The following is a 24,565-nucleotide window of genomic DNA, read 5'->3' as shown; positions in this document are numbered from 1 at the left end:
CCACAAGTGCGCAGCGGTTTTTGGGAGAACGACCTGCATCGAACAAAGGCCTAAAGCGCCTCGCCTGGATCCATTTCGACGCGAGGCACTTTAGGCCGACCGACGAAAACTTCGGGATTGGTCTGGCGCAATCACTCGGCAGCGCTGAGAACGGGCACCGGAGCGGCCTCGGTCAGCCGCTGCAGCAGCCTGGAGCGCTCTTCGGACGCCTTGGCGGCGCTGGCCTGCCGGACATGGCCATAGCCGCGGATGAGCGCCGGAACGGAGGCCAGAGCGGCGGCGGCCTCGACCTTGCCCGGCGCAAGCGCTGCGGCGATCAGATCGAGATCGGCCTCGTATTGCGCAAGCAGTTGCCGCTCGGCGCGCCGTTCGGCGGTATGGCCGAACAGGTCGAACGCGGTGCCGCGCAGGCCTCTCATGACAGCAAGCAGGCGAAATGCCTTCATCATCCACGGGCCGAAACTCGATTTCCTCGGCTTGCCGTCATTGCCGCGCCGCCCGAGGATCGGCGGCGCGAGGTGAAATTCCAGCTTTTCGTAGCTTTGGAACTGCCTTGCGAGATCGGCGGCGAAGCTGTCGTCGGTGTAAAGCCGGGCCACCTCGTACTCGTCCTTGATCGCCATCAGCTTGAAGAGGTTTTTCGCGGCCGCCTCGGTGACGGCCGTTGAGCCGGGAACCGCTCTCGCCTCGGCTGCGCGCAGCGCCGCGATCCTGTTGGCATAGCGCTTGCCATAGGCGGCGTTCTGGTAGGCGGTGAGGAAAGCCACCCGCCGGGCGACAATGTCGTCGAGCGTTTCGGGTGCCGACGCCGGCTTGCCGGTACGACCGACCAGGCCGCGCACGAAATCCGGCTGGTGCGCGGCGCGACGGCCCCAGCGGAAGGCGGCGATGTTCATCACCACCGCTTCGCCGTTCAATTCTATCGCTTTTTCAACGGCTTCGGCCGAGAGCGGCAGCCCGCCATGCTGGAAGGCGAAGCCGAGCATGAACATGTTGGCGCCGAGCGAATTGCCGAACAGCGCGGTCGCCGTGCGGGTGGCATCGAAGAAGTGGGCCTTGTCGTCGCCGGCGGCGGCACGGATCGCCTTCTTCAGCCGCTCGACCGGCAGCGAAAAATCGGCGGAACGGGTGAATTCGCCGGGCATGATCTCGGCGGTGTTGGCGAGGAACATGGTATGGCCCTCTCGCACCGCGGCGAGCACCTTTTTGGCGCCGGAGACGACGAGGTCGCAGCCAAGCACAAGATCGGCCTTGCCAGCGGAAACGCGGATGGCGTGGATGTCCTCGGGCGTCGGGGCGATGCGGACATGGGTGAAGACCGAGCCGCCCTTCTGGGCAAGGCCCGCCATGTCGATCATGCCGCAGCCCTTGCCCTCAATATGGGCAGCCATGCCCAGCACCGCGCCGATGGTGACGACGCCGGTGCCGCCGACGCCGTCGATGATCGCCGCCCAGCCCTGAGATCCGAGTGGAAATTCGCCGGGTGACGGCACGCCTTCGAGCGGATCGCTCTTGCCGGCAATCCCCTCGGCCTTCCTGATCTTGCCGCCATGCACCGTCACGAAAGAGGGGCAGAAGCCGTTGAGGCAGGAAAAATCCTTGTTGCAACTCGACTGGTCGATCCGGCGCTTGCGGCCGAATTCGGTCTCGACCGGCTGGATCGAGACGCAGTTCGACTGCACGCCGCAATCGCCGCAGCCTTCGCAGACCAGTTCGTTGATGAAGACGCGCTTGTCGGGATCGGGGAAGGTGCCGCGCTTGCGGCGCCGGCGCTTTTCCGCGGCGCAGGTCTGGTCATAGAGAAGCACCGACACGCCCTTGACCTCGCGCAGCTCGCGCTGGACGAGGTCGAGGTCGTCGCGGTGATGGATCGTGGCGCCGGGCGGGAAATCGGCCTTGCCGGCATATTTAGCCGGCTCGTCGGTGACGACGGCGATGCGCTCGACGCCCTCGGCGCGCACCTGTCTGGCGATCATATCGACGGTGAGGCCACCTTCGTGCGGCTGGCCGCCGGTCATGGCGACTGCGTCATTGTAGAGGATCTTGTAGGTGATGTTGGCGCCTGAGGAGAGCGCAAAGCGGATCGCCAGCGCGCCGGAGTGGTTGTAGGTGCCGTCGCCGAGATTCTGGAAGATATGGCCGCGCTTGGAGAACGGCGCCTGGCCGACCCATTGCGCGCCCTCGCCGCCCATGGCGGTGAAGCCGACCGTGTTCCGGTCCATCCACAGCGCCATGAAGTGGCAGCCGATGCCGGCGGCGGCAAGCGAGCCCTCCGGCACCTTGGTCGAGGAATTGTGCGGGCAGCCCGAGCAGAAAAACGGCGTGCGCGAACCGATGTCGACGGTATCGGCGAGCATCGCCTGGAACTGGCGCAGCTTCGCCACGCGCGCCGCGATCTCCTCCAAGGGGCCGATGGTGCGCAAGATACGCTCGCCGAGCGCGATCGCGATCTCGTTCGGGTCGAGCGCGCCCTTGGCCGGAAACAGCCAGTCCCCGCGCTCGTCCTTCTTGCCGACGATGGCAGGCTGAATAGCGGAACCGTAGAGGTTCTCGCGCAACTGGACCTCGATCAACGAGCGCTTCTCCTCGACGACGACGATGGTGTCGAGGCCGCGGGCGAAGTCGGCGATATGCTGATAATCGAGCGGCCAGGGGCAGCCGACCTTGAACAGGCGGATGCCTATGCGATTGGCCGCATTTTCGTCGATGCCGATATCCTCCAGCGCCTGGCGGACGTCGAGATAGCTCTTGCCTATGGTGATGATGCCGAGCTTCGGGTTGCTGCCGCCCGAATAGACGGTCCGATTGAGCCCGTTGGCCTGGATGAAGGCGGAAGCGGCGGCGCGCTTGTGCTCATGCAGGCGCTCCTCCTGGCCGAGCATGTCGATCTCGTGGCGGATGTTGAGGCCGCCCGGCGGCATGTCGAAATCAGGAATGACGATGTTCAGCCGCTCGATCGAGGCGTCGACCGAAGCGGTCGATTCGATATTGTCCTTGACGCATTTGATCGCCGCCCAGGTGCCGGCGAAACGCGACATGGCGAAGCCAAAGAGACCGTAGTCGATGATCTCCTGGACGCCGGCGGGGTTGAGGATCGGCACCATGGTGTCGACGAACAGGAATTCGGTGGCATGTGCGTTCGTCGAGGATTCGGCCATGTGGTCGTCGCCCATCAGGGCGAGAACGCCGCCATTTCTCGACGAGCCGGCGAGATTGGCGTGGCGGAAAACGTCGCCGGAGCGGTCGACGCCCGGCCCCTTGCCGTACCAGACGGCAAAGACGCCGTCATGGATGCCTTCGCCGAGCAACTCGGTCTGCTGCGAGCCCCAGCACGCGGTGGCGGCGAGCTCTTCGTTGAGGCCCGGCTGAAAGACGATGTCGGCCTGCGCAAGCTGCCGCTTCGCCTTCCACAGCTGCATGTCGAGGCCGCCCAGCGGCGAGCCGCGATAGCCGGAGACGAAGCCTGCGGTGTTGAGGCCGGCGCGGCGGTCGCGCTCGCGCTGCATCAAAAGCATGCGCACGACGGCTTGCGCCCCGGACAGGAAAACGCGCTCCTTGCCAAGGTCGAACTTGTCGTCGAGCGCGACGTCATGCAGCGTCATCAGGCATGTCCTCTGCGGAGGCGCGCCGTGGATCGGCGGCCAACGTCGGAGTGAGAGGCCGCAGTCTTTCTTCCCTTGCGGGACAGGTCAAACGAAATCGCAGCGACCAGACCGCACGCAACAAACGGTCCCGCTGGAAGCGGTCGCCGCATTCAATCGCACGCTAAACGCTTCGCAGCGCACGAAAATTTCGACCGGTCAACGGGCCTCACGCCGCCTTCGAGCAATCCGGCTTGGGCGCATCCGGCAGCTTGCCGTCGGGATGGCCGGCAAGGTCCGGGTTGAGCTCGTATTTCGGCCCGATCACCAGCGGCCGGTCCGGCAGCATGGTCTGGTCCGCCGAGGAGGTCATCGTCGTCTCGAGCCTTTGAAGCAACGTGCCGCTCGAATCCTCGATGCGGATCGTCACGGAATAGGGCTTGTCCTTGACCACGCAGGTGAGCGGCGGGCTGGTCAAGGTGATATGCGGGAGCTTCGGCCAGATCTTCTGGTTGACGATGAGCGGGTCGCCGCCGGCCGGATTCTGGAAATTCACCACCGCAATCTGTCCCTCGCCCATCGGCCGCAGCGGTCTCAGCGTGATGACATAGGTGGCGATGCCAAGCCGGTAGTTGAACTCGAACAGCTTGCCGGAAATGGCGAAGAGCTGCTCCTTGCCGGTGTCGCGGCAGGCGCCGAGCGCCGTCGCGGCGATCAGGGCCGCGCCGAGAGCGATCGAACGGAATTTTCTAAGCATTGGTGGCCTCCCTGGCCGCCGTGCGGCGGCGATAATAGCGGTTCGCTTTCTGGCGGTTGCCGCAGACGGCCATGTCGCACCAGAGGCGGCTTGAGTTGCGGCTGCGGTCCAGAAAGAGCCAGCTGCAGTTCGGACAGATCCTGAGCCTGGCAACGGTGTCGTCGCGCAGCAGCGAAAGCGCCGAGACGGCCAAAGCCGCCTCGAAAGCGATCGGCGTCGCCGGATCGCCAAAGGGCCTGCCCGGCGCGCCGATCTCGGTGCTGCTGCCGGAGAGGCCGTTGGCGCAGGCGGTCAGGAAATCCGGCAGATGGCCGGCGGCGATCGCGCCTTTCGCTACGGCATGGCGGAACAGGCGGTCCGTCGCCTCGCGGATCGACAGCACGACCGCGGCGATGCCGCCCGGTTCAGGCGCCTCCAGCCGCCGGCCGCCAAGCTCGGCGGCGCGAAAGCCGCTCGCCGCCTCGGCGAAGCGGGCGATCTCGGCCGGATCAGCGAAACGGTCGAAGGTCTTTTCCGGATCGTTGCGCAGGACGACCGTGTTCGCCGTGTCGAGCGCGAGGATGCCGCCGGTGAAGCGGTGCGGGGTCCAGGATACCGTCATGCCGCAAATCTAACCGATAAAACGTATTTGACAAGTTAGATTTCGGATGCAACGCTCGAAACGGGGGCCAGTTCGCGCGGCCCTAGGGATGCTCCATGCTCTATTTCTATCAGCAGGTGCTGAACGGGCTGCATTCGGGCGCGCTCTATGCGCTGCTCGCCTTCGGCTACGTGCTGACCAACGGCATCCTGCACCGCACCAACCTTGCCTATGGCGCGCTGTTTGCCTTTTGCGGCCACACCATGATCCTGACCGCCGCCTTCGGCTATCAGGCGCTGTGGCTGACGCTGTTTGCCTCGGTCGCGCTAGGTATCGTTGCTGCCCTGCTCTATTCGGTGCTGATCAGCCAGGTGCTGTCGCGCAGCGTGTTCGAGAGGCTGGCGGACCGGTCGCCTAATGCGATCGTGGTGACGACGCTCGGCATCTTGCTGTTCCTGTCGGAAGCAAGCCGCATCGCCGCCGACACGCATGATCTCTGGCTGCCGCCGATGCTCGCCCAACCCGTCGTCTTCGCGCAGGGTGCCGGCTTCAAGGTGACGCTCACCGTTATCCAGCTCTTGGATTGCGCGGCGGTGATGGCGATGGTGGCAGTGGCCGCCTGGCTGTTTTCGCATTCGCGCTTCGGACGGGCCTGGCGGGCCGTGTCCGACGACCCGAAGGCGGCCGCGATGTGCGGCATCGACGTCACCGCGGTGTTCCGCCGCGCGGTGCTCTATGGCGGCTTCTGCGCGGCTTTTGCCGGCATGCTCGCCGGCATCTACTACGGCAACATCAGCTTCGGCACGGGCCTCGTCTACGGCCTCAAGATCCTGTTCGTGACGGCGGTCGGCGGCTACATGTCGCCGCTCAAGGCTGCTCTCGGTGCCGCGGCCTTCGGCATGGCCGAATCGCTGTGGGCCGGTTATTTCCCGCTCGAATGGCGCGACGGCTGGATATACCTCTTTCTCGTCGCCATGCTGGTGCTGATCGGCGCCGGCCGCGACCAGGCCAAGGTCGCCTGAAACCCATCAGACTTTGGTTGCATGACGCGCCGTGAGGTGACCGGTTTTTACCGTTACTCGTCGCCTGGGTCGCCGGCACGTGCTTTGCCATGTTGACCATCCGGGCCACGCACTGCATACCGTTGGGCCAAGCGGCGCGACACCGGAGGGGGACTCGGGCGCGGCGCCAGCACTTTGAGTTAGGCATCGTGCTTTCCGAAATCGAACGCGATTCTCGGGGCCGGTGCGCGAGGGAGGAAATGCATGGCAGGGCTGCTCGCTCTATCCACGACGATCGACCGCATCAACGAGTTCATCGGCCGCTGGGTCTCGTGGCTGATCCTGCTTGCGATCCTGGTGAGCGCCGGCAACGCGGTCATCCGCAAGGTGTTCGACATCTCCTCCAACGCCTGGCTCGAACTGCAGTGGTATCTGTTCGGCGCCGCCTTCATGCTGGCCGCCGCCTATACGCTGAAACAGAACGACCATATCCGCATCGACATCGTCTACGGCATGTTCCCCCGCCGCGTGCAGCACTGGATCGACCTCCTCGGCCATCTCCTCTTCCTGATGCCGTTCGTGGTGCTGATGGTGATCTACTTCGTGCCTTACGTGTCGCTGTCCTTCCGCAGCGGCGAGATGTCGACCAATGCCGGCGGGCTGATCGTCTGGCCGGCCAAGGCCATCCTGCTCGTCGGCTTCTTCCTGCTGGCCATCCAGGGCGTCTCCGAGATCATCAAGAAGATCGCCATCATGCGCGGCGACATGGAGGATCCCACTCCCTATGTGTCGGCCCACGACCAGGCCAAGCTCGAGGCCGAAGCGCTTGCCGAAGAAGCCAAGGCGCTGTCCGGCGAGGTGCGCTCATGATCGAGTTCATCGCGCAGAACATGGCGCCGATCATGTTCGCCTCGCTGATCATCTTCCTTTTGATCGGCTACCCCGTCGCCTTCTCGCTCGCTGCGAACGGCCTGTTGTTCTTCTTCATCGGCGTGCTCTTGTCGCCCTATTCCGGCGGCTCGATCAACCTCGCCTGGCCGCTGCTGCATGCGCTGCCGGATAATTTCTACGGCACCAGGGTGATGTCGAACGACACGCTGCTGGCCATTCCATTCTTCACTTTCATGGGGATCGTGCTGGAGCGATCCGGCATGGCCGAGGACCTGCTCGACACGGTCGGGCAGTTGTTCGGCCCGATCCGCGGCGGGCTTGCCTATGCGGTGATCTTCGTCGGCGCACTGCTTGCCGCAACGACCGGCGTGGTGGCGGCCTCCGTCATCGCCATGGGGCTGATCTCGCTGCCGATCATGCTGCGCTACGGCTACGACCGGCGCCTCGCCTCGGGCGTGATCGCGGCTTCCGGCACACTGGCCCAGATCATCCCCCCCTCGCTGGTGCTGATTGTGCTGGCCGACCAGCTTGGACGCTCGGTGGGCGACATGTATGCGGGCGCGCTGATCCCCGGCCTCGTGCTGACCGGCATCTACATGCTCTACATCCTGATCATGTCGATCGTCCGGCCGAACGCGATGCCGGCATTGCCGCTCGAGGCCCGCACGCTCGGCCACGGCGTGATTTCGCTGATCGTGGCGCTGCTGGTGACCGGCGCGATTTCCTATGCGGCCTATCGTTACCTCGCGCCGACGCATGGCGACAATGCGGACATCCTTGGCGCCACCGTCGGCGTGATCGTCATCTACATCGTGGCGATCGCCGACCAGCGCCTCCACATCAACATGATGTCCAAGCTGGCACAGCAGGTGGTGATCGTGCTGATCCCGCCGCTGGCGCTGATCTTCCTGGTGTTGGGCACCATCTTCCTCGGCATCGCCACCCCAACCGAGGGCGGCGCCATGGGCGCCGTCGGCGCGCTGATCATGGCGGGCTTCAAGGGGCGACTGACGATGGATGTCATCAAGCAGGCGCTGGCCTCGACGACGCGGCTCTCCGCCTTCGTGCTGTTCATCCTGATCGGCGCGCGCGTCTTCTCGCTCACCTTCTACGGCGTCAACGGCCATATCTGGGTCGAGCATCTCTTGACCTCGCTGCCGGGCGGCGAGACCGGCTTCCTGATCGGCGTCAACGTGCTGGTTTTCGTGCTCGCCTTCTTCCTCGACTTCTTCGAGCTCGCCTTCATCATCGTGCCGTTGCTGGCGCCCGCCGCCGACAAGCTCGGCATCGACCTGATCTGGTTCGGCGTGCTGCTTGGCGTGAACATGCAGACCAGCTTCATGCATCCGCCGTTCGGCTTCGCGCTGTTCTACCTGCGTTCGGTCGCGGCGCGCGTGCCCTATCTCGACCGCATCACCGGCAAGCAGATCGCGCCGGTCACCACCGGCCAGATCTACTGGGGCGCGGTGCCGTTCGTCTGTATCCAGGTGATCATGATCGGGCTTACCATCGCCTTCCCGCAAATGGTAATGCGCTACAAGGGCACCGCGGTCGAGCCGAGCACGATCGACCTCAAGCTGCCGGACATGCCGGGACTTGCGCCGCTCGGCACGCCGCCGGCCGACAATGGCGCGGCGCCCGCCAGTGGCGGCTCGGCGCCCGCCGCGCCTGGCACCCCGGACTTGTCACAGCCGCCGAATTTCGGCGATACGGCCCCCGCCAAGCCGGCGGCGCCGGCGCCCGATCTTTCCAAGCCGCCGAGTTTCAACTGAGGTGACCAAGTCATGAGAGCCGTACGGCTGGAAGCAATCGGCGGCATCGCCCTTCGTGAGGTCGACAAACCTGCGCCGGGGCCGGAGGATGTTCTGGTGCGGATCGAAGCCTGCGGCGTCTGCGGCACGGACCGCCACCTGTTCCATGGCGAATTCCCCTGCACGCCGCCGGTCACGCTCGGCCACGAATTCTGCGGCATCGTCGAGGCGGTCGGCGACGCGGTGTTCGGCATCGCCGTCGGCGATCGGGTCACGGGCGACCCCAACATCGCCTGCGGGCGCTGCAGCCAGTGCCAGGCCGGCCGCGTCAATTTGTGCAGCAATCTCAGGGCCATCGGCATCCACCGCGACGGCGGTTTCGCCGATTATGTCGTGATGCCGCAAGGCCAGGCCTTCCTCCTGCCCGGCAACCTCCAGCCGACGCATGGTGCCTTCTGCGAGCCGCTGGCCTGCTGCCTGCACGGCATCGACCTCGCCGGAATCAGGCCCGGCGACTCGGTGGTGGTGCTCGGCGGCGGCGTCATCGGCCTGCTCACCGTGCAATTGGCGAAGCTTGCCGGTGCCGCGACCATCATCCTATCGACCAGGCAGGCCTCGCGCCGCGCGCTGGCCGAAGAACTCGGCGCGACCGCTACGGTCGATCCCAGCGCCGTCGATCCCATCGAGGCCATCGCCGGAAAAGCCGGGCTTGTGCCGGGCGGCGTCGACGTGGTGCTGGAATGCGCCGGGGTTCGCGACACGGTCGAGCAGTCGATGCGAATTGCCAAGGCCGGAGGCACGGTGGTGATCGTCGGCGTGATGCCGCAGGGGCAGAAGGTGGCTTTCGAGCCTTTCGACGTGCTGTTCCGGGAGTTGAAGGTCCTCGGGTCCTTCATCAATCCCTTCACGCATCGACGCGCCGCGGACCTCATCGCGTCCGGCGCGATCGAGATCGACAAGCTGATTTCCAGGCAGGTGCCACTCGAAGAGGCGCCGCAGGTGATCTCGAACCCAGCCGCCCCCGGCGAGGTCAAGGTGCTGGTCGTGCCGGGCCGGACCTGAAGTCCTGCAACGTTGGCGATTGGCGAAACCGGCGGTGACAGCGCCCTCTCCCCGTCACCATAGGGGAGAGGGCTAATCCCCGGCTACAGCTTGGCGTTACGCTGCTGCACCATCATGAAGGTGTCGTAGTTGTATTCGGCGACCTGAGCCCAGAGATAGTGCTCCTTGCGGAAGCCTTTGATGGATTCCCAGATCTTCTTGAATGGCGCGTTGTTGGCCTCCATTTCGGCATAGACTTCGTTGGCCTTTTCGAAGCAGGCGGCCATGATTTCCTGGCTGAAAGGAGCCAGCTTGGCGCCGCTGGCGACTAGCCGCTTCACCGCCGCCGGATTGAGGTAGTCGTATTTCTGCAGCATGTTGGCGTCGGCGGCTTGCGCGGCCGTGTGCACCAGCGACTTGTAGGCGGGCGACAATTCCTCGTATTTTGCCTTGTTGAACATCAGATGCACGGTCGGGCCGCCTTCCCACCAGCCGGGATAGTAGTAGTAGGGCGCGACCTTGTAGAAGCCGAGCTTCTCGTCGTCATAAGGGCCGACCCATTCGGCGGCGTCGATCGTCCCCTTTTCGAGGGCCGGGTAGATGTCGCCGCCGGCGATCTGCTGCGGCACGACGCCGAGCTTCTGCACCACCTTGCCGGCAAAGCCGCCGATGCGCATCTTGAGGCCGGAAAGATCGGCGACCGTGTTGATCTGCTTGCGGAACCAGCCGCCCATCTGCACGCCGGTGTTGCCGCCCGGCAGGCCGAACAGGCCTTGCGTTGCAAGGAATTCGTTGAAGAGGTCAATGCCGCCGCCATGATAGTGCCAAGCGTTCATGCCGCGCGCGTTAAGCGAGAACGGCACTGCGGCACCCAGCGCCCAGGTTGGGTCCTTGCCCCAATAGTAATATGCCACCGTGTGGCATGCCTCGACGGTGCCTGCGGCGGTGGCGTCGGCCGCCTGCAGGCCGGGAACGAGCTCGCCCGAGGCGAAGACCTGAACCTGAAAATTGCCGTCGGTCGCTTCCGACAGCATTTTTGAGAACACTTCCGCACCGCCATAGATCGTGTCGAGCGATTTCGGGAAGGACGATGCCAGCCGCCAGGTCACTTTCGGATTGGACTGGGCTATCGCCGGCGTGGCAAGCGCGGCGGCCGCTGCCGCGACACCAACACCGGATGCACCGGCCTTACGGATGAACGAACGACGATCCATGCATTTTCCTCCCGTTTAGAACCAACAGACCGATATTCGGACATCCTCGGCGCCCTGATCGGCTGCGCGAAACAATACACGGGCAAGATGTCGAGTCCAGCACCGCGGGCAGCGTGCAACTATAGTCTAACGTCGACCGTCCTGGCCCATTCGGAGAGCCGAAACTTGCCATGGCAAAGTGCCGGCTGATCGCCTATTTTGTAGGCAGAATAATTCGTTAGCCCTCGATGGAACCCGTATCCAAAATGCAGCAGCCGCTCGTTGCCGTCTCAACCGATGTCCGCCAGTTCGACAACTACACATGGCATGCCGCGCCCCAGCAATATATCGAGGCGGCGATCGCCGGCGCCGACGTGTTCCCGCTCTTGGTGCCGTCCTTCGGCGACCGGCTCGATTTCGACGAGCTGCTGTCCTCGGTCGACGGCGTGATGGTGACGGGTTCGAAATCCAATGTGCATCCCTCGCTCTATGGCGGTGATCCCAGCGAGGCCAACGGCCCCTACGACCCGGCGCGCGACTCCACCACGCTGCCGCTGATCCGCAAGGCGATCGAGCGCGGCGTGCCGCTGCTCGCCATCTGCCGCGGCATCCAGGAGCTCAACGTGGCGCTGGGCGGGACGCTCGGCACCGAGATCCAGGAGCGTGAAGGCTCGCTCGATCACCGCGCGCCGGTGAGCGAGAATCAGGACGAGCGCTTCGGCATCCACCAGACGATTTCGATCAAGCCCGGAACCTGTCTCGCCGGCGTGTTCGGCGCCGGCGACATCAAGGTCAACTCGCTGCATCGCCAAGCGATCGACCGGCTCGGATCGAAACTGCAGGTCGAGGCTTTGGCGACCGACGGCACGATCGAGGCCGTCTCGGTCAAGGAGGCCCGCGCCTTCGCCGTCGGCGTCCAGTGGCATCCCGAATATTGGGTGAAGTCGGACAGCAACTCGGCAAAGATCTTCCGCGCCTTCGGCGATGCCGTGCGCCTGCATGCGGCGGCGAAGGCCGGTGCACGCGCGGCGGCGGAATAGCCGAACTCAGTCGCTGGTCGTCGCGTTCAGTGCCAAAAGCGGGGCGGCCGGCGCATAGGATTCGTAGCCGTCGCCATCAGCAACACCGAAGGTGACGATCGGATCGATGCCGTTCTCGCTGAACGCGACCGAGCCGTCGGCCTGCTCGCGCCAGAATTTCACACGCTCGATGCCGGGCATCAGCTTGCTGCAGTTCGGAGCAATTGTCAGCAGCGACAGGCCGTCCGAGACCTCGGCGCCGCGCTTGATTGCGCAGGCCGCTTCGTCGCCATTGGCCGTCAGCCGATAGCTGTTGGAGAGGCCGGCTTGCTCGACCGCGCTTTGGCCGTTGCCGTCGTGCAGGGACTGAACGCCCCCGTATAAGGCGACCGACGCAATCAACCCGGCTAACAGCTTCACTCCGCCTCTCCACATCCTGGCTTGCCGTGCCATGCCGGTCTCCAAACCACGCGCCGATTTGGACAACATGCATAACGAAGTATGCAGAATGATGGTTAAGCAGGCGTTAATAAATGTGGCCGGCCTTCCGCTCAGGCGCGTGGCTTGACGTTGATCGTCTCCGGCACCGGGGTCAGCGGCCGGCGCTCGCCGAACCAGGAGATGAGATTGTCGACGCACAGATCCGCCATGGCCCGGCGGGTGTGGTCGGACGCAGATCCGACATGCGGCAGAAGGGAAGTGTTGGGCGCATCGAGCAGCGCTTTGGGCACATTCGGTTCGTCGGCAAAGACATCGAGCCCGGCGGCAGCGATGGTGCCATTGGAGAGCGCTGCAGCCAGAGCCGCCTCATCAACCGTGCTGCCGCGGCCGATATTGACGAAGACGCCGTTCGGGCCGAGCGCCGCCAGGACCGCCGCGTCGATGGCTTTCTCCGTCGCGGCCCCGCCCGGCGCAATGCAAATCAGAGTGTCGACCGCTTCGGCCAGACCCTTCAGCGTCGCATGGTACTCGTAGGACAGGCCATCGACCTGGCGGCGGTTGTGATAGGCGATCGGCAGGCCGAAAGCCTCGAGGCGACGGGCGACGGCGAGGCCGATGCGGCCCATGCCGAAGATGCCGACGCGGCGGCCGCGCAAGGTGAGCCGGCTCAGGCGATAGTCACCCTTCCTCACCCAGTCGCCGTCGCGCAGCCATTTCTCGGCGGCGTACATTTCGCGCACAGTGTTGATCAACAGGCCGATGGTGGTGTCGGCAACCTCTTCGGTCAGCACGTCGGGCGTGTTGGTGACCATGACGCCGCGGGCGGCCGCGTGACGAGCGTCGACGGAGTCATAGCCGACGCCGAAATTGGCGATGATCTCGAGATTGGGCAGCGCGTCGATCATGGCCGCGCTGATGCCGCCGAAGGAGGCGATGCCGCGCACGCTCTCGCGCATCTCGCCGGTGACGAGCGACGGATCGGCGCGCTCGATCCGCACGCGCTTGAACGCCTTGTCGATCCGGCCGATGGCATGGTCGTTGAAACGGCCCGGCACCAGGATGGCGACCGGCGACTTCGCTTCTGTCTGTGTCATTGACGCTCCACCGGCTTGCCGGTGGACTGGCGCACGTGCAGCTCCGGCTTGATCAATTCCTGCGACGGCCGCACGGCCTGCCCGTTCAGCTTGTCGAGCAGCGCGCTGGCGGCGCGGCGGCCGACCTCGCGCTGGCCATTCCAGACCGTGGTCAAGGCCGGCGTTGCTATCGCAGCCTCCTCCAGGTCGTCGTAACCAGTGACGGAAATATCGACGCCCGGCACCAGGCCGGCGCGCGCGATGCCGTTCATCAGCCCGATCGCAACCAGATCATTCCAGCAGCAGGCGGCGGTCGGCTTGTCCTTCAGCGCCAAGAACTGTCCTGCAGCCTCGAAACCAGCCTGCTTGGTGCGCGGTCCAGGAATGCGCCAGGACGGCTTCACCTCCAGCCCGGCCGCCTCCATGGCGTTGACATAGCCCTGGTAGCGGTCGCGGCCGGTCGAGGTCTGGTCGGTGCCGCCGATCATGGCGATGCGTTTGTGGCCGAGCGAGATGAGATGGTTGGTCGCGAGTGCCGTGCCATAGGCATCGTCGCCGCGGAAGACCGGCACGTCGGCGCCGGTGACGGTGCGCGCGATCAGCACCGCCGGGAGGCCGTTTTCCTCGGCCATGATGATGTCCTCGGCCGGCGTGCCTATGGCCGGCGACATGATGACGCCGTCGGCGCCGAGCTGCAGCAGCGTGTCGATGAAGGTGCGCTGCTTTTCCAGCTGGTCATAATGGTTGGACAGGATGAAGGTCTGGCGGCTGCGGTCGAGCTCGCTTTCTATCGAGCGCAGAATCTCGGCGAAGAACGGGTTCATGATGTCGTGCACGACGACGCCGACAATGCCGGAGCGCGAGGTGCGGAGCGACGCGGCCCGTCGGTTGTAGATATAGCCGATGGCGCGCGCGTGCTCCTTGATGCGCTCGCGCGTCGAGCCGGCGACCAGCGGGCTGTCGCGCAGCGCCAGCGACACCGTTGCCGTGGACACGCCAAGCGCATCCGCGATCGTCGAAAGCTTGATCTTCTGTGCCAGCCTTGGTCCCCGGCCTTTAAACTGTTTAAATGGGGCTTATGCCATCGATCGAGGGCAAATCAAAGTTTTTTTGCCAAGCTCTCGGCTTCCGTGTCCAAGGAAGCGGAATTGCGCAGGCGAAGCCTGTGCTCGCGGTGGATGATGTAGAGGCCGCTGGCGACGATGATGGCAGCGCCGAGCAGGGTCCAGCGGTCGGGAAACTGGTGGAAGATCAGCCAGCCGGAGATGATCATCCAAACCATCTGCGAATAAGGGTAAGGCGCGAGCGCCGTCGTCGTCGCCAGGCGATAGGCCTGGACCAGGAGCCAATGGCCGCCGGCGCCGAAGACGCCGAGCATCAAAAGGATCACCCAGCGCCAGCCGTCCTGCGGCAGGGACAATGAGAAGGGCAGCATGGGCAGGAGCAGCACCGCCGGCGCCAGCGCCGAGAACAGGATCAGGCTCTCGGATGTCTCCGTCGACGACATGCGCCGGGTCATGATGACGTAAAAAGAATTCGACAGCATTGAGCCCAGCGCGAAGAGATGGCCCATGCCGAACACGCCGACGCCGGGCCGGGTGATGATGAGGACGCCGACGAAGCCGGTGAGGATCGCCAGCCAGCGCCGCCAGCCCGCCCACTCGCCGAGCAGCGGGCCGGCCAATGCGGTGATCACCATCGGGCCGAAGAAATAGATCGAGGTGGTCTCGGCGAGTTGCAGCGTCCTGAGCGCCAGGATGTTGAACATGGTCGAGCCGAAAAGCAGGCATCCGCGCAGGATGTGCGCCGGCAGGTTGTTGGCGCGGAAGCGCGACGGCTCGCGCCAACCGCGAAGGAAAACGCCGACAAGCAGGACATGCACGATGAATCGAGCCCAGGCGACGATCAGCGCCGAGACGCCGGCGAGCACCAGATATTTGCTTGAGGTGTCGAGAAAGGTGAAGCAGACATAGACGCAGAGCATCAACAGCATCGCCGCGGGCGGCGTCGCGCTGTCGTCGTGATTTTTGGGAACGCTCAAAATCGGGCCGGAGGAGAGGTAGACGCCATTCTTTTGCGGCAATCGCCGCCGACCGGCAAGCCAAAAGCGACTGGCCCAACAAGACGTGCCGACAGGCTTAGAGCGCAGTGCCTTGGCGATCAGCAGAACGTTCCTGGTTCGTCATCCCGTGCGGAGCAAGGAGCGACGCGACGCTCGCAGACCCCAGGCTGGCGAAGCAGGGAGGTCGCGGCCAATCTCGAACGTGCGCGACGTCGTCCGGACGAATGGTCAATCAGTCACCAAGAGCATCCTTCCCGGAGAATCAAGCATGCATGCGGGCGCCCTTGGTAATCTTGTCGACGAGCTTCTTTTCGGCGCGCAGCGCGATGCCGACGATCTTGGCGTCGTCCGGCGCGAATTCGGCGAAGACGGCGCGGTTGGCCAGGTCATGGCCGGTGGAGAACATCTCCTCGACATAGGCCGATGTCGTCACGCCGCGCTCCAGGGCCCGGCGGTGGATCGCGGCAAGCGTCGACCCGTCTGCCGACAGCACGATAACGGGCTGGATCGAGAGCGGATTGAAGAAATTGCCGGCGCGGTCGCGATAGGCCTCGCCGATGATTTCAGGACATTGCGCGACGATGCCGCTGGTCAGGAAAGCGGTAACGTTGAGCTTCTGCCAGACGGCGAGATCTTCCTTGAGCACGATTGCAAATTTCGTGTCGAACACCAAAATGTCTCTCCGAGATGTGGATCAGGGACCATGGCGCACGATCTAGGCAATGAGGCGCTGGGAGGTCTTGAACGTTCGTGCGCTGAGGACGACCGGATCGTTTCGGCGCCCGGCGCCACGGGCCTCGAGCGCATCGAGGCGCGATTCCACGGCAATGCTTTCGACCTGCACCGCCACGACACCTACGCCATCGGCGTGACGCTCGACGGCGTGCAGCGCTTCCACTATCGCGGCGCGCTTCGGCACAGCCTCCCCGGCCAGGCAATCGTTCTGCATCCCGACGAACTGCATGACGGCGGCGCCGGCACCGAGCACGGCTTACGATACAGGATTCTCTATCTCGAGCCGTCGCTGCTGCTCGATTGCCTCCACGGTTCGCCGCTCCCTTTCGTTAAGGATGCTGTGGTGAGCGACCCTCAGTTGCGCGGCACGCTGCTGTCGGCGCTAACACCGCTCACCGAGGAGCTCGACGACCTGTTCGTGGCCGATTTCATCGCGCAGCTGGCGCAGCAATTGAAACGCCATGCCGGACAGCCGGCAAAATCAACCGGAAAGATCGCGTGGCGGGCTGCCGCGCTGGCCCGCGACTATCTCGAAGAAAATGCTGAACGGCCGGTGCGTTCCGACGAGCTGGAGGCGGTTACCGGCCTCGACCGTTACGCGCTGTCGCGCCATTTCCGCGCGACCTATTCGACAAGCCCGCATCGCTTCCTGTTGATGCGTCGGCTGCAGCGAGCACGGCGCATGATCGAAGCGGGAGAGCCGCTTGCCGAAACCGCTGTTGCGGCCGGCTTCAGCGATCAGAGCCATTTCAACCGGCATTTCAAGAAGGCGTTCGGGCTGACGCCGGGACGCTGGGCGACGCTGGTGCGCGACGCGTAGCGTCGTCGCCCTTTCCGATAAGCTGCCGATGCTTGGGTGGTGGCTGAAGCGACGACGCTGTGCATCGCGCTTGCGTCGCTCGAGACGACGCTTACGCGTCGCTCGTGGCCACCAACGCCCAGCGGCTAAGCGACGATGCTGCGCTCACGCGTCGCTCGAGACGACGCTGCGCGTCGCTCGTTAATCATCCAGCTCGGCGTCGTCGTCGATGAGGATCAGGTCCTCGTTCGACAGGTTGGCCTCGATGCGGGCGAGCAGCTTGAACAGCGCCTTCTGGTCTTTCTTGTCGAGACCCCTCAGCGCCTGCTTCTCGGTCTTCTTGACCGATTTCTCGATGGCGCGGATGGTTTCGCGGCCGGAGCCGGTGAGGAAAATATGGGCCTGGCGGGCATCGGCGTTGGAGGCGCGCTTTTCGAGAAAACCCTGCGCCTGCAGCCTGTTGATGGTTTTTGTGATCGTCGGCGGACGTACGCCGAGCTTGTCGGCGAGATTGCCGGGTGTCTGGCCGTCTTCGCGGTCGAGCGCCAGCATGATCTGGTCCTGGCCGGCGTAGAAGCCATGTGCCAGAAGCCGCGCAGCAAGCGCCGTGCGCGCCAGCCGCGCTGCCGAATGCAGCCGGCTCATAGTCGCTGTTCTGTCCGCCTTGGCCATGGTCATTCCCTCTTCGGCCGAACCGGCGCGGGCAGCATAGAGGCTGTCCGGCGGCTGGCAAATGACGATTTAACGAGTCCGGCCTGCAAACACTTTGCCGGCAAGCATTGCGGTGCCCGCGCAGGTGATGCCAGATGTTTATTTCAGTTAGATGACAAACGACTTTTGGCCCGCCGGCATTCACAGCGGAACATCCCGGAGGGGCTCTGATGCCGTGCGGCTGCCCTGTTCCTTTAACCCACTGCGGCTGCCCCGATCGGGACCGGCTGGCCCATCGGTTTGGCGCGTGCAAAAGCGCGGCTCGCATCCTATATGAGGCCGACAAATCCTTCGAGGCACAGATTTTTCGAGGCAGGCCATGAGCGATGCACAGACGCAGATCCCCGTAACCGTTCTCACCGGCTATCTCGGCGCGGGCAAGACGACGCTGCTCAACCGCATCCTGTCGGAGAACCACGGCAAGCGTTACGCGGTCATAGTCAACGAGTTCGGCGAGATCGGCATCGACAACGATCTGATCGTCGAATCCGACGAGGAAATCTATGAGATGAACAATGGCTGCGTGTGCTGCACGGTGCGCGGCGACCTGATCCGCGTCGTAGAGGGCCTGATGCGGCGGCCCGGCCGTTTCGATGCCATCGTGGTCGAGACCACTGGCTTGGCCGACCCGGTGCCGGTGGCGCAGACCTTCTTCATGGACGACGATGTGCGCTCCAAAACCAAGCTCGACGCGGTGGTGGCGCTGGTTGACGCCAAGCACCTGCCGCTGCGCCTGAAGGACTCGAAGGAGGCCGAGGACCAGATCGCCTTCGCCGATGTGGTGGTGCTGAACAAGACCGATCTCGTCACCCCGGAAGAGCTCGAAAAGGTCGAGGCGACGATCCGCGCCATCAACCCGGCGGCCAGGATCCATCGCACCCAGCGCGCCGGGGTGGCGCTCGGCGAAGTGCTCGACCGCGGCGCCTTCGACCTCTCACGCGCGCTGGAGAACGATCCGCATTTCCTCGAGGCGCACGACCACGATCACGACCATGAATGCGGTCCGGATTGCGATCACGACCACCACCATCATCACGACGGGCACGATCACCATCACCACGGCCATCCTTCCGACATCCACGATGTCACGGTGAAGTCGGTCTCGCTGCGCGGCGGCGAGATGGATCCGAAGAAGTTCTTCCCCTGGATCGAGAAGGTGACCCAGATGGAAGGGCCGAACATCCTCAGGCTTAAGGGCATCATCGCGCTGAAGGGCGACGAGGACCGCTATGTGCTGCAAGGCGTGCACATGATCCTCGAAGGCGACCACCAGCGCGCCTGGAAGGACGGCGAGAAGCATGAAAGCCGGCTGGTCTTCATCGGCCGCGATCTCGACGCCGAGCGCCTCAGGAAGAGTTTTGAAGCCTGCCAGGCGGCTTGATTTGGCCGCCCTGACCTTCTCCCCTTGTGGGAGAAGGTGGATCGGCGCGCAGCGCCGAGACGGTTGAGGGGTGTTGGACGGATCGCCGTCTTTGCCAAGCTGGAACACCCTCATCCGACCGAGCTTCGCTCGGCCACCGTCTCCCACAGGGGGAGAAGGGAGAGCCGCAACGCTCGCGCCATTCCTCGTTTGCGATCCGAAGCGGGTTGAGACCCGTAGCTCAACCCCTTAAGGGGAAGGGCAGAAATCGAATGGACCATCCCCATGCCGACAGTCGCCCCGCTTGATCTCGAAGGCCATTGCGTCGCCGCCGTCTTCCTCGGCGACGTGCCGCATTTCGCTTTGGCCGACGGCGCGATCCATCGGCTCGACAATGGGCACAAGACCGTACAGGCGAATGACGGGCTGCTCGCCGCCTTCCACGATGCGGCGAACGACCGCCTGATCACCGGCGGCGAGGACGGCAAGGTGTTTGCGGTCAAGGCCGGCGGCGAGGCGAGCGAACTTGCCAGCGCCGGCAGAAAATGGATCACCAGCGTTGCGGCGGGCCCTCAGGGCGCAGTCGCCTATGCCTCTGGCAAGACGGCGTTCGTCCGTTTCGCCGACGGCAAGATCAAGGAATTCGCGCATCCGCGCTCGGTGGAAGGGCTCGCCTTCTCGCCCAAGGGCATGCGCTTCGGCGTTGCCCGCTACAATGGCGCGACGCTGCATTTCCCGGCGGCGGAGGGCAAGCCGGTCGAGCTCGAATGGGCCGGCGCCCATACCGGGATCAGCTTTTCGCCGGACAGCGCTTTCCTGATCACGACCATGCAGGAAAACGCGTTGCATGGCTGGAAGCTGGCGGACGGCAAGCACATGCGCATGAGCGGCTATCCGGGCAAGGTCAAAAGCCTGTCCTGGAGCGTGAAGGGCAAATGGCTGGCGAGCTCCGGCGCGCCGGCGGCGATCGTGTGGCCTTTCGCCAGCAAGGACGGGCCGATGGGCAAGGCGCCACTGGAGCTCGGCACGCGCGGCAATACCATGGTGACGTGCGTTGCCTGCCATCCCAGCCAGGAGGTCACCGCGATCGGCTATGAGGACGGCATGGTGATCGCGGCCCGCTTCGCCGACGCCAAGGAAGTGCTGCTGCGTCGTCCCGGCAAAGGCGCCATCACCTCGATGATGTGGGACAAGGAAGAGCGCCGCATCGTCTTCGGCAGCGCGGCCGGCGATTGCGGCGTGATCGACATCACTGCGTAAGGGATTAGGGGAATAGGGCGGCAAGGGAATAGGGAAGGAGAGCCTTCCTCCGCTGTCTTCCCAATGCCCTACTCCCCTACTTCCTTAATCCCTTAATCCCTACTGCCTGAGCCAACGCCCGCCACCTGCGCGGCCAATTGCGGTTTTGCCGACCGGTTGGCAGAGTGGCGCGCGAGAAAGAGGGGCTTCATGCATTCAATCGACCGGACTTCCATCGGCGGCATCGCCGCCGCCCGCATCGCGGAACTGCGCGAAACGGAGGCGGCCGCCTTCCGCAAGGCGCGGCCAAAGTCCGAGGCCAAGGTTGGCAACGGCATGGCCGGCTTCCTCGGCGGCGTGCCGATGCATTGGATGGCCGACTGGCCGACGCCTTTCCCGATCCTGGTCGACAGCGCCAAGAGCGCCAAGATTATCGATGTCGACGGCAACAAGCTCGACGATTTCTGCCTCGGCGACACCGGCTCGATGCTCGGCCATTCGCCGCCGCCGGTCGCCCGCGCCATCCGCCGGCAGGCAGCACGCGGCTTGACCTATATGCTGCCCAGCGAGGATGCGCTGGCGATCGGTCCGCTCTTGCAGCAGCGCTTCGGCCTGCCTTATTGGCAGGTCGCCACCACCGCCACCGATGCCAACCGCTTCGCCTTGCGGGTCGCCCGCGCGGTGACGGGGCGCGAAAAGATCCTTGTCTTCAACGGCTGCTATCACGGCTCGGTCGACGAGACGATGGTGCGACTGATCGACGGCAGGCCGGTCAACCGGCCTGGGCTGGCAGGCGAGTTCCGCGATCTTACACGGGCAACCAAGGTTATCGAATTCAACGATATTGCAGCATTGGAAGCGGCACTTGGCGACCGTGATGTGGCCTGCGTGATCACCGAACCGGTGCTGACCAATTCCTGCATGGTGCTGCCGGAGCCCGGCTTCCACGACGCGCTGCGGCGCCTCACCCGGGCCGCCGGCACGCTGCTTTTGATCGACGAGACGCACACCATTTCAACCGGGCCCGGCGGTTACACGCGACGGCACGGGCTGGAGCCGGACCTGTTCGTGCTCGGCAAGCCGGTGGCCGGAGGCGTGCCGGCCAGCATCTGGGGCATGAGCGAGGAGGTCGCGACGCGCTACGGCACCTACAATCGCAGCAAGGAGCCCGGCTATTCCGGCATGGGCACCACGCTGTCGGCCAACCCGCTGCAATTCGCGGCGATGCGGGCGACGCTCGAAGAGGTAATGACCGAGGAAGCCTATGCGCATATGGACCGGCTGGCGCGCCGCCTCGACGCGGGGCTCTCCGACGTCATCGAGCGAAACAAGCTGCCTTGGCATGTCGCGCGCGTCGGCGCCCGCGTCGAGTTCATCTGCGCGCCCGGGCCGCTCAAGAACGGCGGCGAGGCGGAGACGGCACATGCGCCGGAACTCGAAGCCGCCGTCCATGTCGCGCTGGTCAATCGCGGCGTGCTGATCGCGCCGTTCCACAATATGATGCTGATCTCGCCGGCGACGACCGCGGCGCAGGTAAGCCGCCTGATCGCGGCTTTCGCCGCGGTTGCCGCCAGGCTTACGGCATGAGACAAGCGGCTATGGACAATCCGAGCACAGTTGTGACCTCCCCTTCGGGCTCGACGCCGGCCGAGGCGAAAGCGTTTCTCGCCGCCCATCCCGACATCGAGGCCTTCGACATCGTGCTCACCGACGCCAACGGCATCGGCCGCGGCAAGATCGTGCGCCGGCACGAGCTAATGAGCATTTTCGAGGGCGGAAGGCATATGCCGATCTCGATCCTCGGCCTCGACATCACCGGTGAGGATGTCCACGAGACCGGGCTGATCTGGGACACCGGCGACGGCGACCTCAGGGCATGGCCGGTCCCAGGCACGCTGGTGCCGCTGCACGGCACCAAGCCGCCGCGCGGCCAGTTGCTGATGGCGATGTATCGTCTCGACGGCCAGCCGATGACCTCCGATCCGCGGCTGGTGCTGGCAAGGCAAGTCGAGCTCCTGGCGGCGCGCGGCCTGCATCCGGCCGGCGCCTTCGAGCTGGAATTTTTTCTGCTCGCCAATGAGCGCGACGCCGACGGCAAGGTGCAGGCGGCGCGCGCGGTGCTCGACGGCCGCCGCTCGGGCAAAACGGAAGTCTATTCGGTCGACCACCTGCACGGCATGGAGCCGCTGTTTTCCGACATCTACGCCGCCGCCAGGGCGCAAGGCATTCCGGCCGAGACGGTGATTTCCGAATATGCGCCCGGACAGTACGAGCTGACGCTCAACTACCGCAAGGACGTGATGCGGGCGGCCGACGACCTGGTCATGCTGAAGCGGCTGGTGAGGGCGCAGGCGCGCCGGCACGGCGTCACCGCCTGCTTCATGGCCAAGCCGATCGAGGCCTATGCCGGTTCGGGCATGCATTTCCACGTCTCGCTGCAGGACGATGCCGGCCGCAACGTCTTCACCGAATCTGCCGGCGAGAAATGGTCGCCCAGCCTGCTCAACGCGCTTGGCGGCCTGATCCACACCATGGCGGAATCGATGCTGGTGTTTGCGCCGCATGCCAATTCATGGCGGCGTTTCGTGGCGCAATCCTATGCGCCGGTGGCGCCGACCTGGGGCGTCAACAACCGCTCCGTGGCGTTGCGCGTGCCGGCGGGCGATGCGATGAACCGGCGTATCGAGCACCGGCCGTCCGGCGTCGACGCAAACCCTTATCTTGTGGCGGCGACGGTGCTGGCGGGCATCGTCAAGGGCCTCGACGAGGCCCTTGACCCCGGACCGGAAACGACCGGCAACGGTTACGAGCAGCCAACGGAAGCCTCCACCATGCCGACCGATTGGCGCGCCGCGATCGAGGCCGCACGTGGCTCCGAATTCCTGAAATCGGCGCTCGGTCCCGACCTGCACCGGACCTTCGTGGCGATCAAGCAGGCGGAATATCTGCGCGTCGCACGCACCGTCAGCGAACTCGACTACCACCTCTACCTCCACGAGGTCTGAGGACTTGGCCTCGCAGACGGAGTGATCACGTTTCGCCGCGACACTCAAAAGTTATAGCCAGGCGACTTTCTGGAACATATCATGAACGCATGGCTGTGCTTTCCGTCCGCGAGAAACTGGCGATCCTGTCCGACGCCGCTAAATACGACGCCTCCTGCGCATCGTCCGGTTCGGCGAAACGCGATTCGCTGAAATCGGGCGGCATCGGTTCGACCGAGGGCTCGGGCATCTGCCATTCCTACGCGCCGGACGGGCGCTGCATTTCGCTGCTGAAGATCCTGCTCACCAATTTCTGCATTTACGACTGCAGCTATTGCATCAACCGCTCCTCCTCCAATGTGCGGCGAGCCCGCTTCAGCGTCGACGAGGTGGTGCGGCTCACCATGGATTTTTATCGCCGCAACTACATCGAGGGTCTGTTCCTGTCTTCCGGCGTCATCCGCTCGCCGGACGAGACGATGGGCGAGATGGTCGAGGTGGCGCGAAGGCTCAGGATCGAGGAGAAATTCGGCGGCTATATTCACCTCAAGACCATTCCCGAAGCGTCAGCCGAACTGATCGAAAAAGCAGGCCGTTATGCCGATCGCCTGTCGATCAATGTCGAGCTGCCGACCGACGAAGGGGTGAAGAAGTTGGCCCCGGAAAAGAAGCCGGAAACGATCCGGCTTTCCATGGCCAAGCTGCGCCGCAAGATCGAAGAGAAGGCCGAACCAACGTTGCAGAGCCGCAAACGCGAGCGCTTTGCGCCGGGCGGCCAGTCGACGCAGATGATTGTCGGCGCCGACAAAACGTCCGACGACGGCATCCTGCGCGCCAGCGCCCGGCTTTATGGCAGCTACCATCTGCGCCGCGTCTATTATTCCGCCTTCAGTCCGATCCCGGATTCGTCTGCGGCGCTGCCGTTGCAGAAGCCGCCCTTGATGCGCGAGCACCGGCTTTACCAGGCGGACTGGCTGATGCGCTTCTACGGCTTCTCGCAGCCTGAAATCCTGGCCGGCAGCAATGACGGCATGCTCGACCTTGCCATCGATCCCAAACTTGCCTGGGCGCTGCGCAACCGCGGCCGGTTCCCGGTCGACGTCAACCGCGCCGATCGGGAGGCGCTGCTGCGTGTCCCGGGGTTGGGCACGAAGGTCGTCGACAGGATTCTGCAGACGCGCCGCCATCGCCGGCTGCGTCTCGAAGATGTCGGACGGCTCTGCCATTCGGTCGCCAAGGTACGCCCCTTCATCACTGCGGAAGGCTGGTCGCCGGGCGCGCTCACCGACAAGTCGGGCCTGCGCCAGATCATCAGCCGCTCTTGCGAGCAGCTTTCGCTGTTTTGAC

Annotated in this window: 21 protein-coding genes; 11 read left to right on the top strand and 10 right to left on the bottom strand. The window is 64.6% G+C overall.

Annotation, left to right across the window (positions count from 1 at the left end; translation table 11 throughout):
- Nucleotides 1-131: 131 nt before the first annotated feature.
- The 3 genes from CK224_RS14635 to CK224_RS14625 form a co-directional block, all read right to left on the bottom strand.
- Nucleotides 132-3,635, bottom strand: coding sequence for an indolepyruvate ferredoxin oxidoreductase family protein (locus CK224_RS14635; protein ID WP_280952265.1), 3,504 nt, complete (start codon nucleotides 3,633-3,635; stop codon nucleotides 132-134).
- 175 nt (nucleotides 3,636-3,810) lie between these two features.
- Nucleotides 3,811-4,338, bottom strand: coding sequence for a hypothetical protein (locus CK224_RS14630; RefSeq protein ID WP_067003352.1), 528 nt, complete (start codon nucleotides 4,336-4,338; stop codon nucleotides 3,811-3,813).
- The gene (locus tag CK224_RS14625; protein ID WP_067003350.1) at nucleotides 4,331-4,939 is read right to left on the bottom strand and encodes a CGNR zinc finger domain-containing protein; all 609 of its coding nucleotides are present in this window, start codon (nucleotides 4,937-4,939) and stop codon (nucleotides 4,331-4,333) included. Before CK224_RS14625 ends, CK224_RS14630 begins: the two co-directional genes overlap by 8 nt.
- 95 nt (nucleotides 4,940-5,034) lie before the next feature.
- Between CK224_RS14625 and CK224_RS14620 the strand changes: the two genes are divergently transcribed.
- From CK224_RS14620 to CK224_RS14605, 4 genes are all read left to right on the top strand, one after another.
- Nucleotides 5,035-5,940 carry a branched-chain amino acid ABC transporter permease gene (locus CK224_RS14620; RefSeq protein WP_095776991.1) on the top strand — a complete coding sequence of 302 codons (906 nt, stop codon included), beginning with the start codon at nucleotides 5,035-5,037 and terminating at the stop codon, nucleotides 5,938-5,940.
- 243 nt (nucleotides 5,941-6,183) lie between these two features.
- Nucleotides 6,184-6,789: a TRAP transporter small permease subunit gene (locus tag CK224_RS14615; protein ID WP_067003346.1), complete on the top strand. Its 606-nt coding sequence runs from the start codon at nucleotides 6,184-6,186 to the stop codon at nucleotides 6,787-6,789.
- Nucleotides 6,786-8,582 (top strand): TRAP transporter large permease subunit, encoded by a 1,797-nt coding sequence (locus tag CK224_RS14610; protein ID WP_176477926.1) that lies wholly within the window; start codon nucleotides 6,786-6,788, stop codon nucleotides 8,580-8,582. Before CK224_RS14615 ends, CK224_RS14610 begins: the two co-directional genes overlap by 4 nt.
- A 12-nt stretch (nucleotides 8,583-8,594) precedes the next feature.
- Complete coding sequence (locus CK224_RS14605; protein ID WP_095782242.1) at nucleotides 8,595-9,623, top strand: zinc-dependent alcohol dehydrogenase family protein; 1,029 nt, start codon at nucleotides 8,595-8,597, stop codon at nucleotides 9,621-9,623.
- Between the two features lie 83 nt (nucleotides 9,624-9,706).
- Here the strand turns inward: CK224_RS14605 and CK224_RS14600 are convergent, their stop codons facing one another.
- Entirely contained in the window at nucleotides 9,707-10,816 is a 1,110-nt protein-coding gene (locus CK224_RS14600) for a TRAP transporter substrate-binding protein (protein ID WP_095782241.1), read from the bottom strand.
- A gap of 245 nt (nucleotides 10,817-11,061) precedes the next feature.
- On the opposite strand from CK224_RS14600, the gene CK224_RS14595 reads away from it, so the two are divergent.
- Nucleotides 11,062-11,835, top strand: a complete 774-nt coding sequence (locus CK224_RS14595; RefSeq protein WP_095782240.1) for a gamma-glutamyl-gamma-aminobutyrate hydrolase family protein — start codon at nucleotides 11,062-11,064, stop codon at nucleotides 11,833-11,835.
- Nucleotides 11,836-11,841: 6 nt separating this feature from the next.
- On the opposite strand, the gene CK224_RS14590 is transcribed toward CK224_RS14595, so the two are convergent.
- The 5 genes from CK224_RS14590 to CK224_RS14570 form a co-directional block, all read right to left on the bottom strand.
- Nucleotides 11,842-12,234, bottom strand: a complete 393-nt coding sequence (locus CK224_RS14590; protein WP_067003333.1) for a hypothetical protein — start codon at nucleotides 12,232-12,234, stop codon at nucleotides 11,842-11,844.
- Between the two features lie 131 nt (nucleotides 12,235-12,365).
- A complete protein-coding gene (locus CK224_RS14585) occupies nucleotides 12,366-13,349 on the bottom strand; it encodes a 2-hydroxyacid dehydrogenase (RefSeq protein WP_067003331.1) in 984 nt (327 codons plus the stop codon).
- Nucleotides 13,346-14,368: a LacI family DNA-binding transcriptional regulator gene (locus tag CK224_RS14580; protein ID WP_067324144.1), complete on the bottom strand. Its 1,023-nt coding sequence runs from the start codon at nucleotides 14,366-14,368 to the stop codon at nucleotides 13,346-13,348. Before CK224_RS14580 ends, CK224_RS14585 begins: the two co-directional genes overlap by 4 nt.
- 59 nt (nucleotides 14,369-14,427) lie before the next feature.
- Complete coding sequence (locus CK224_RS14575; RefSeq protein ID WP_067003709.1) at nucleotides 14,428-15,312, bottom strand: DMT family transporter; 885 nt, start codon at nucleotides 15,310-15,312, stop codon at nucleotides 14,428-14,430.
- A gap of 340 nt (nucleotides 15,313-15,652) precedes the next feature.
- Nucleotides 15,653-16,060 (bottom strand): DUF2000 family protein, encoded by a 408-nt coding sequence (locus CK224_RS14570; RefSeq protein WP_067003707.1) that lies wholly within the window; start codon nucleotides 16,058-16,060, stop codon nucleotides 15,653-15,655.
- 33 nt (nucleotides 16,061-16,093) lie between these two features.
- Here CK224_RS14570 and CK224_RS14565 point away from each other — a divergent pair, with 33 nt between their 5' ends.
- Entirely contained in the window at nucleotides 16,094-16,945 is an 852-nt protein-coding gene (locus CK224_RS14565; protein WP_095782238.1) for an AraC family transcriptional regulator, read from the top strand.
- Between the two features lie 180 nt (nucleotides 16,946-17,125).
- On the opposite strand, the gene CK224_RS14560 is transcribed toward CK224_RS14565, so the two are convergent.
- Complete coding sequence (locus CK224_RS14560; RefSeq protein ID WP_067003705.1) at nucleotides 17,126-17,596, bottom strand: MarR family transcriptional regulator; 471 nt, start codon at nucleotides 17,594-17,596, stop codon at nucleotides 17,126-17,128.
- Between the two features lie 358 nt (nucleotides 17,597-17,954).
- Here CK224_RS14560 and CK224_RS14555 point away from each other — a divergent pair, with 358 nt between their 5' ends.
- The 5 genes from CK224_RS14555 (at nucleotide 17,955) to CK224_RS14535 (ending at nucleotide 24,564) form a co-directional block, all read left to right on the top strand.
- Complete coding sequence (locus CK224_RS14555; protein WP_067003322.1) at nucleotides 17,955-19,016, top strand: GTP-binding protein; 1,062 nt, start codon at nucleotides 17,955-17,957, stop codon at nucleotides 19,014-19,016.
- Nucleotides 19,017-19,280: 264 nt separating this feature from the next.
- Nucleotides 19,281-20,255: a WD40 repeat domain-containing protein gene (locus CK224_RS14550; protein WP_095782237.1), complete on the top strand. Its 975-nt coding sequence runs from the start codon at nucleotides 19,281-19,283 to the stop codon at nucleotides 20,253-20,255.
- Between the two features lie 189 nt (nucleotides 20,256-20,444).
- A complete protein-coding gene (locus CK224_RS14545) occupies nucleotides 20,445-21,821 on the top strand; it encodes an aspartate aminotransferase family protein (RefSeq protein ID WP_095782236.1) in 1,377 nt (458 codons plus the stop codon).
- An 11-nt stretch (nucleotides 21,822-21,832) separates the two neighbouring features.
- A complete protein-coding gene (locus tag CK224_RS14540; protein WP_095782235.1) occupies nucleotides 21,833-23,239 on the top strand; it encodes a glutamine synthetase family protein in 1,407 nt (468 codons plus the stop codon).
- An 89-nt stretch (nucleotides 23,240-23,328) separates the two neighbouring features.
- Nucleotides 23,329-24,564 (top strand): putative DNA modification/repair radical SAM protein, encoded by a 1,236-nt coding sequence (locus CK224_RS14535; RefSeq protein ID WP_066995928.1) that lies wholly within the window; start codon nucleotides 23,329-23,331, stop codon nucleotides 24,562-24,564.
- The last annotated feature ends 1 nt before the right edge of the window (nucleotide 24,565 follow it).

It is taken from the genome of Mesorhizobium sp. WSM3862 (genome assembly GCF_002294985.1).
Taxonomy (GTDB): domain Bacteria; phylum Pseudomonadota; class Alphaproteobacteria; order Rhizobiales; family Rhizobiaceae; genus Mesorhizobium.
This window is presented reverse-complemented; position numbering and strand designations above follow the sequence as displayed.

Excerpts from the sequence above, each read along its gene's own strand:
- CK224_RS14630 (WP_067003352.1), bottom strand. The coding sequence starts at position 4,338 with ATGCTTAGAAAATTCCGTTCGATCGCTCTCGGCGCGGCCCTGATCGCC.
- CK224_RS14625 (WP_067003350.1), bottom strand. The coding sequence starts at position 4,939 with ATGACGGTATCCTGGACCCCGCACCGCTTCACCGGCGGCATCCTCGCG.
- CK224_RS14620 (WP_095776991.1), top strand. The coding sequence starts at position 5,035 with ATGCTCTATTTCTATCAGCAGGTGCTGAACGGGCTGCATTCGGGCGCG.
- CK224_RS14615 (WP_067003346.1), top strand. The coding sequence starts at position 6,184 with ATGGCAGGGCTGCTCGCTCTATCCACGACGATCGACCGCATCAACGAG.
- CK224_RS14610 (WP_176477926.1), top strand. The coding sequence starts at position 6,786 with ATGATCGAGTTCATCGCGCAGAACATGGCGCCGATCATGTTCGCCTCG.
- CK224_RS14605 (WP_095782242.1), top strand. The coding sequence starts at position 8,595 with ATGAGAGCCGTACGGCTGGAAGCAATCGGCGGCATCGCCCTTCGTGAG.
- CK224_RS14600 (WP_095782241.1), bottom strand. The coding sequence starts at position 10,816 with ATGGATCGTCGTTCGTTCATCCGTAAGGCCGGTGCATCCGGTGTTGGT.
- CK224_RS14595 (WP_095782240.1), top strand. The coding sequence starts at position 11,062 with ATGCAGCAGCCGCTCGTTGCCGTCTCAACCGATGTCCGCCAGTTCGAC.
- CK224_RS14585 (WP_067003331.1), bottom strand. The coding sequence starts at position 13,349 with ATGACACAGACAGAAGCGAAGTCGCCGGTCGCCATCCTGGTGCCGGGC.
- CK224_RS14575 (WP_067003709.1), bottom strand. The coding sequence starts at position 15,312 with ATGCTCTGCGTCTATGTCTGCTTCACCTTTCTCGACACCTCAAGCAAA.
- CK224_RS14565 (WP_095782238.1), top strand. The coding sequence starts at position 16,094 with ATGGCGCACGATCTAGGCAATGAGGCGCTGGGAGGTCTTGAACGTTCG.
- CK224_RS14560 (WP_067003705.1), bottom strand. The coding sequence starts at position 17,596 with ATGGCCAAGGCGGACAGAACAGCGACTATGAGCCGGCTGCATTCGGCA.
- CK224_RS14555 (WP_067003322.1), top strand. The coding sequence starts at position 17,955 with ATGAGCGATGCACAGACGCAGATCCCCGTAACCGTTCTCACCGGCTAT.
- CK224_RS14550 (WP_095782237.1), top strand. The coding sequence starts at position 19,281 with ATGCCGACAGTCGCCCCGCTTGATCTCGAAGGCCATTGCGTCGCCGCC.
- CK224_RS14545 (WP_095782236.1), top strand. The coding sequence starts at position 20,445 with ATGCATTCAATCGACCGGACTTCCATCGGCGGCATCGCCGCCGCCCGC.
- CK224_RS14540 (WP_095782235.1), top strand. The coding sequence starts at position 21,833 with ATGGACAATCCGAGCACAGTTGTGACCTCCCCTTCGGGCTCGACGCCG.
- CK224_RS14535 (WP_066995928.1), top strand. The coding sequence starts at position 23,329 with ATGGCTGTGCTTTCCGTCCGCGAGAAACTGGCGATCCTGTCCGACGCC.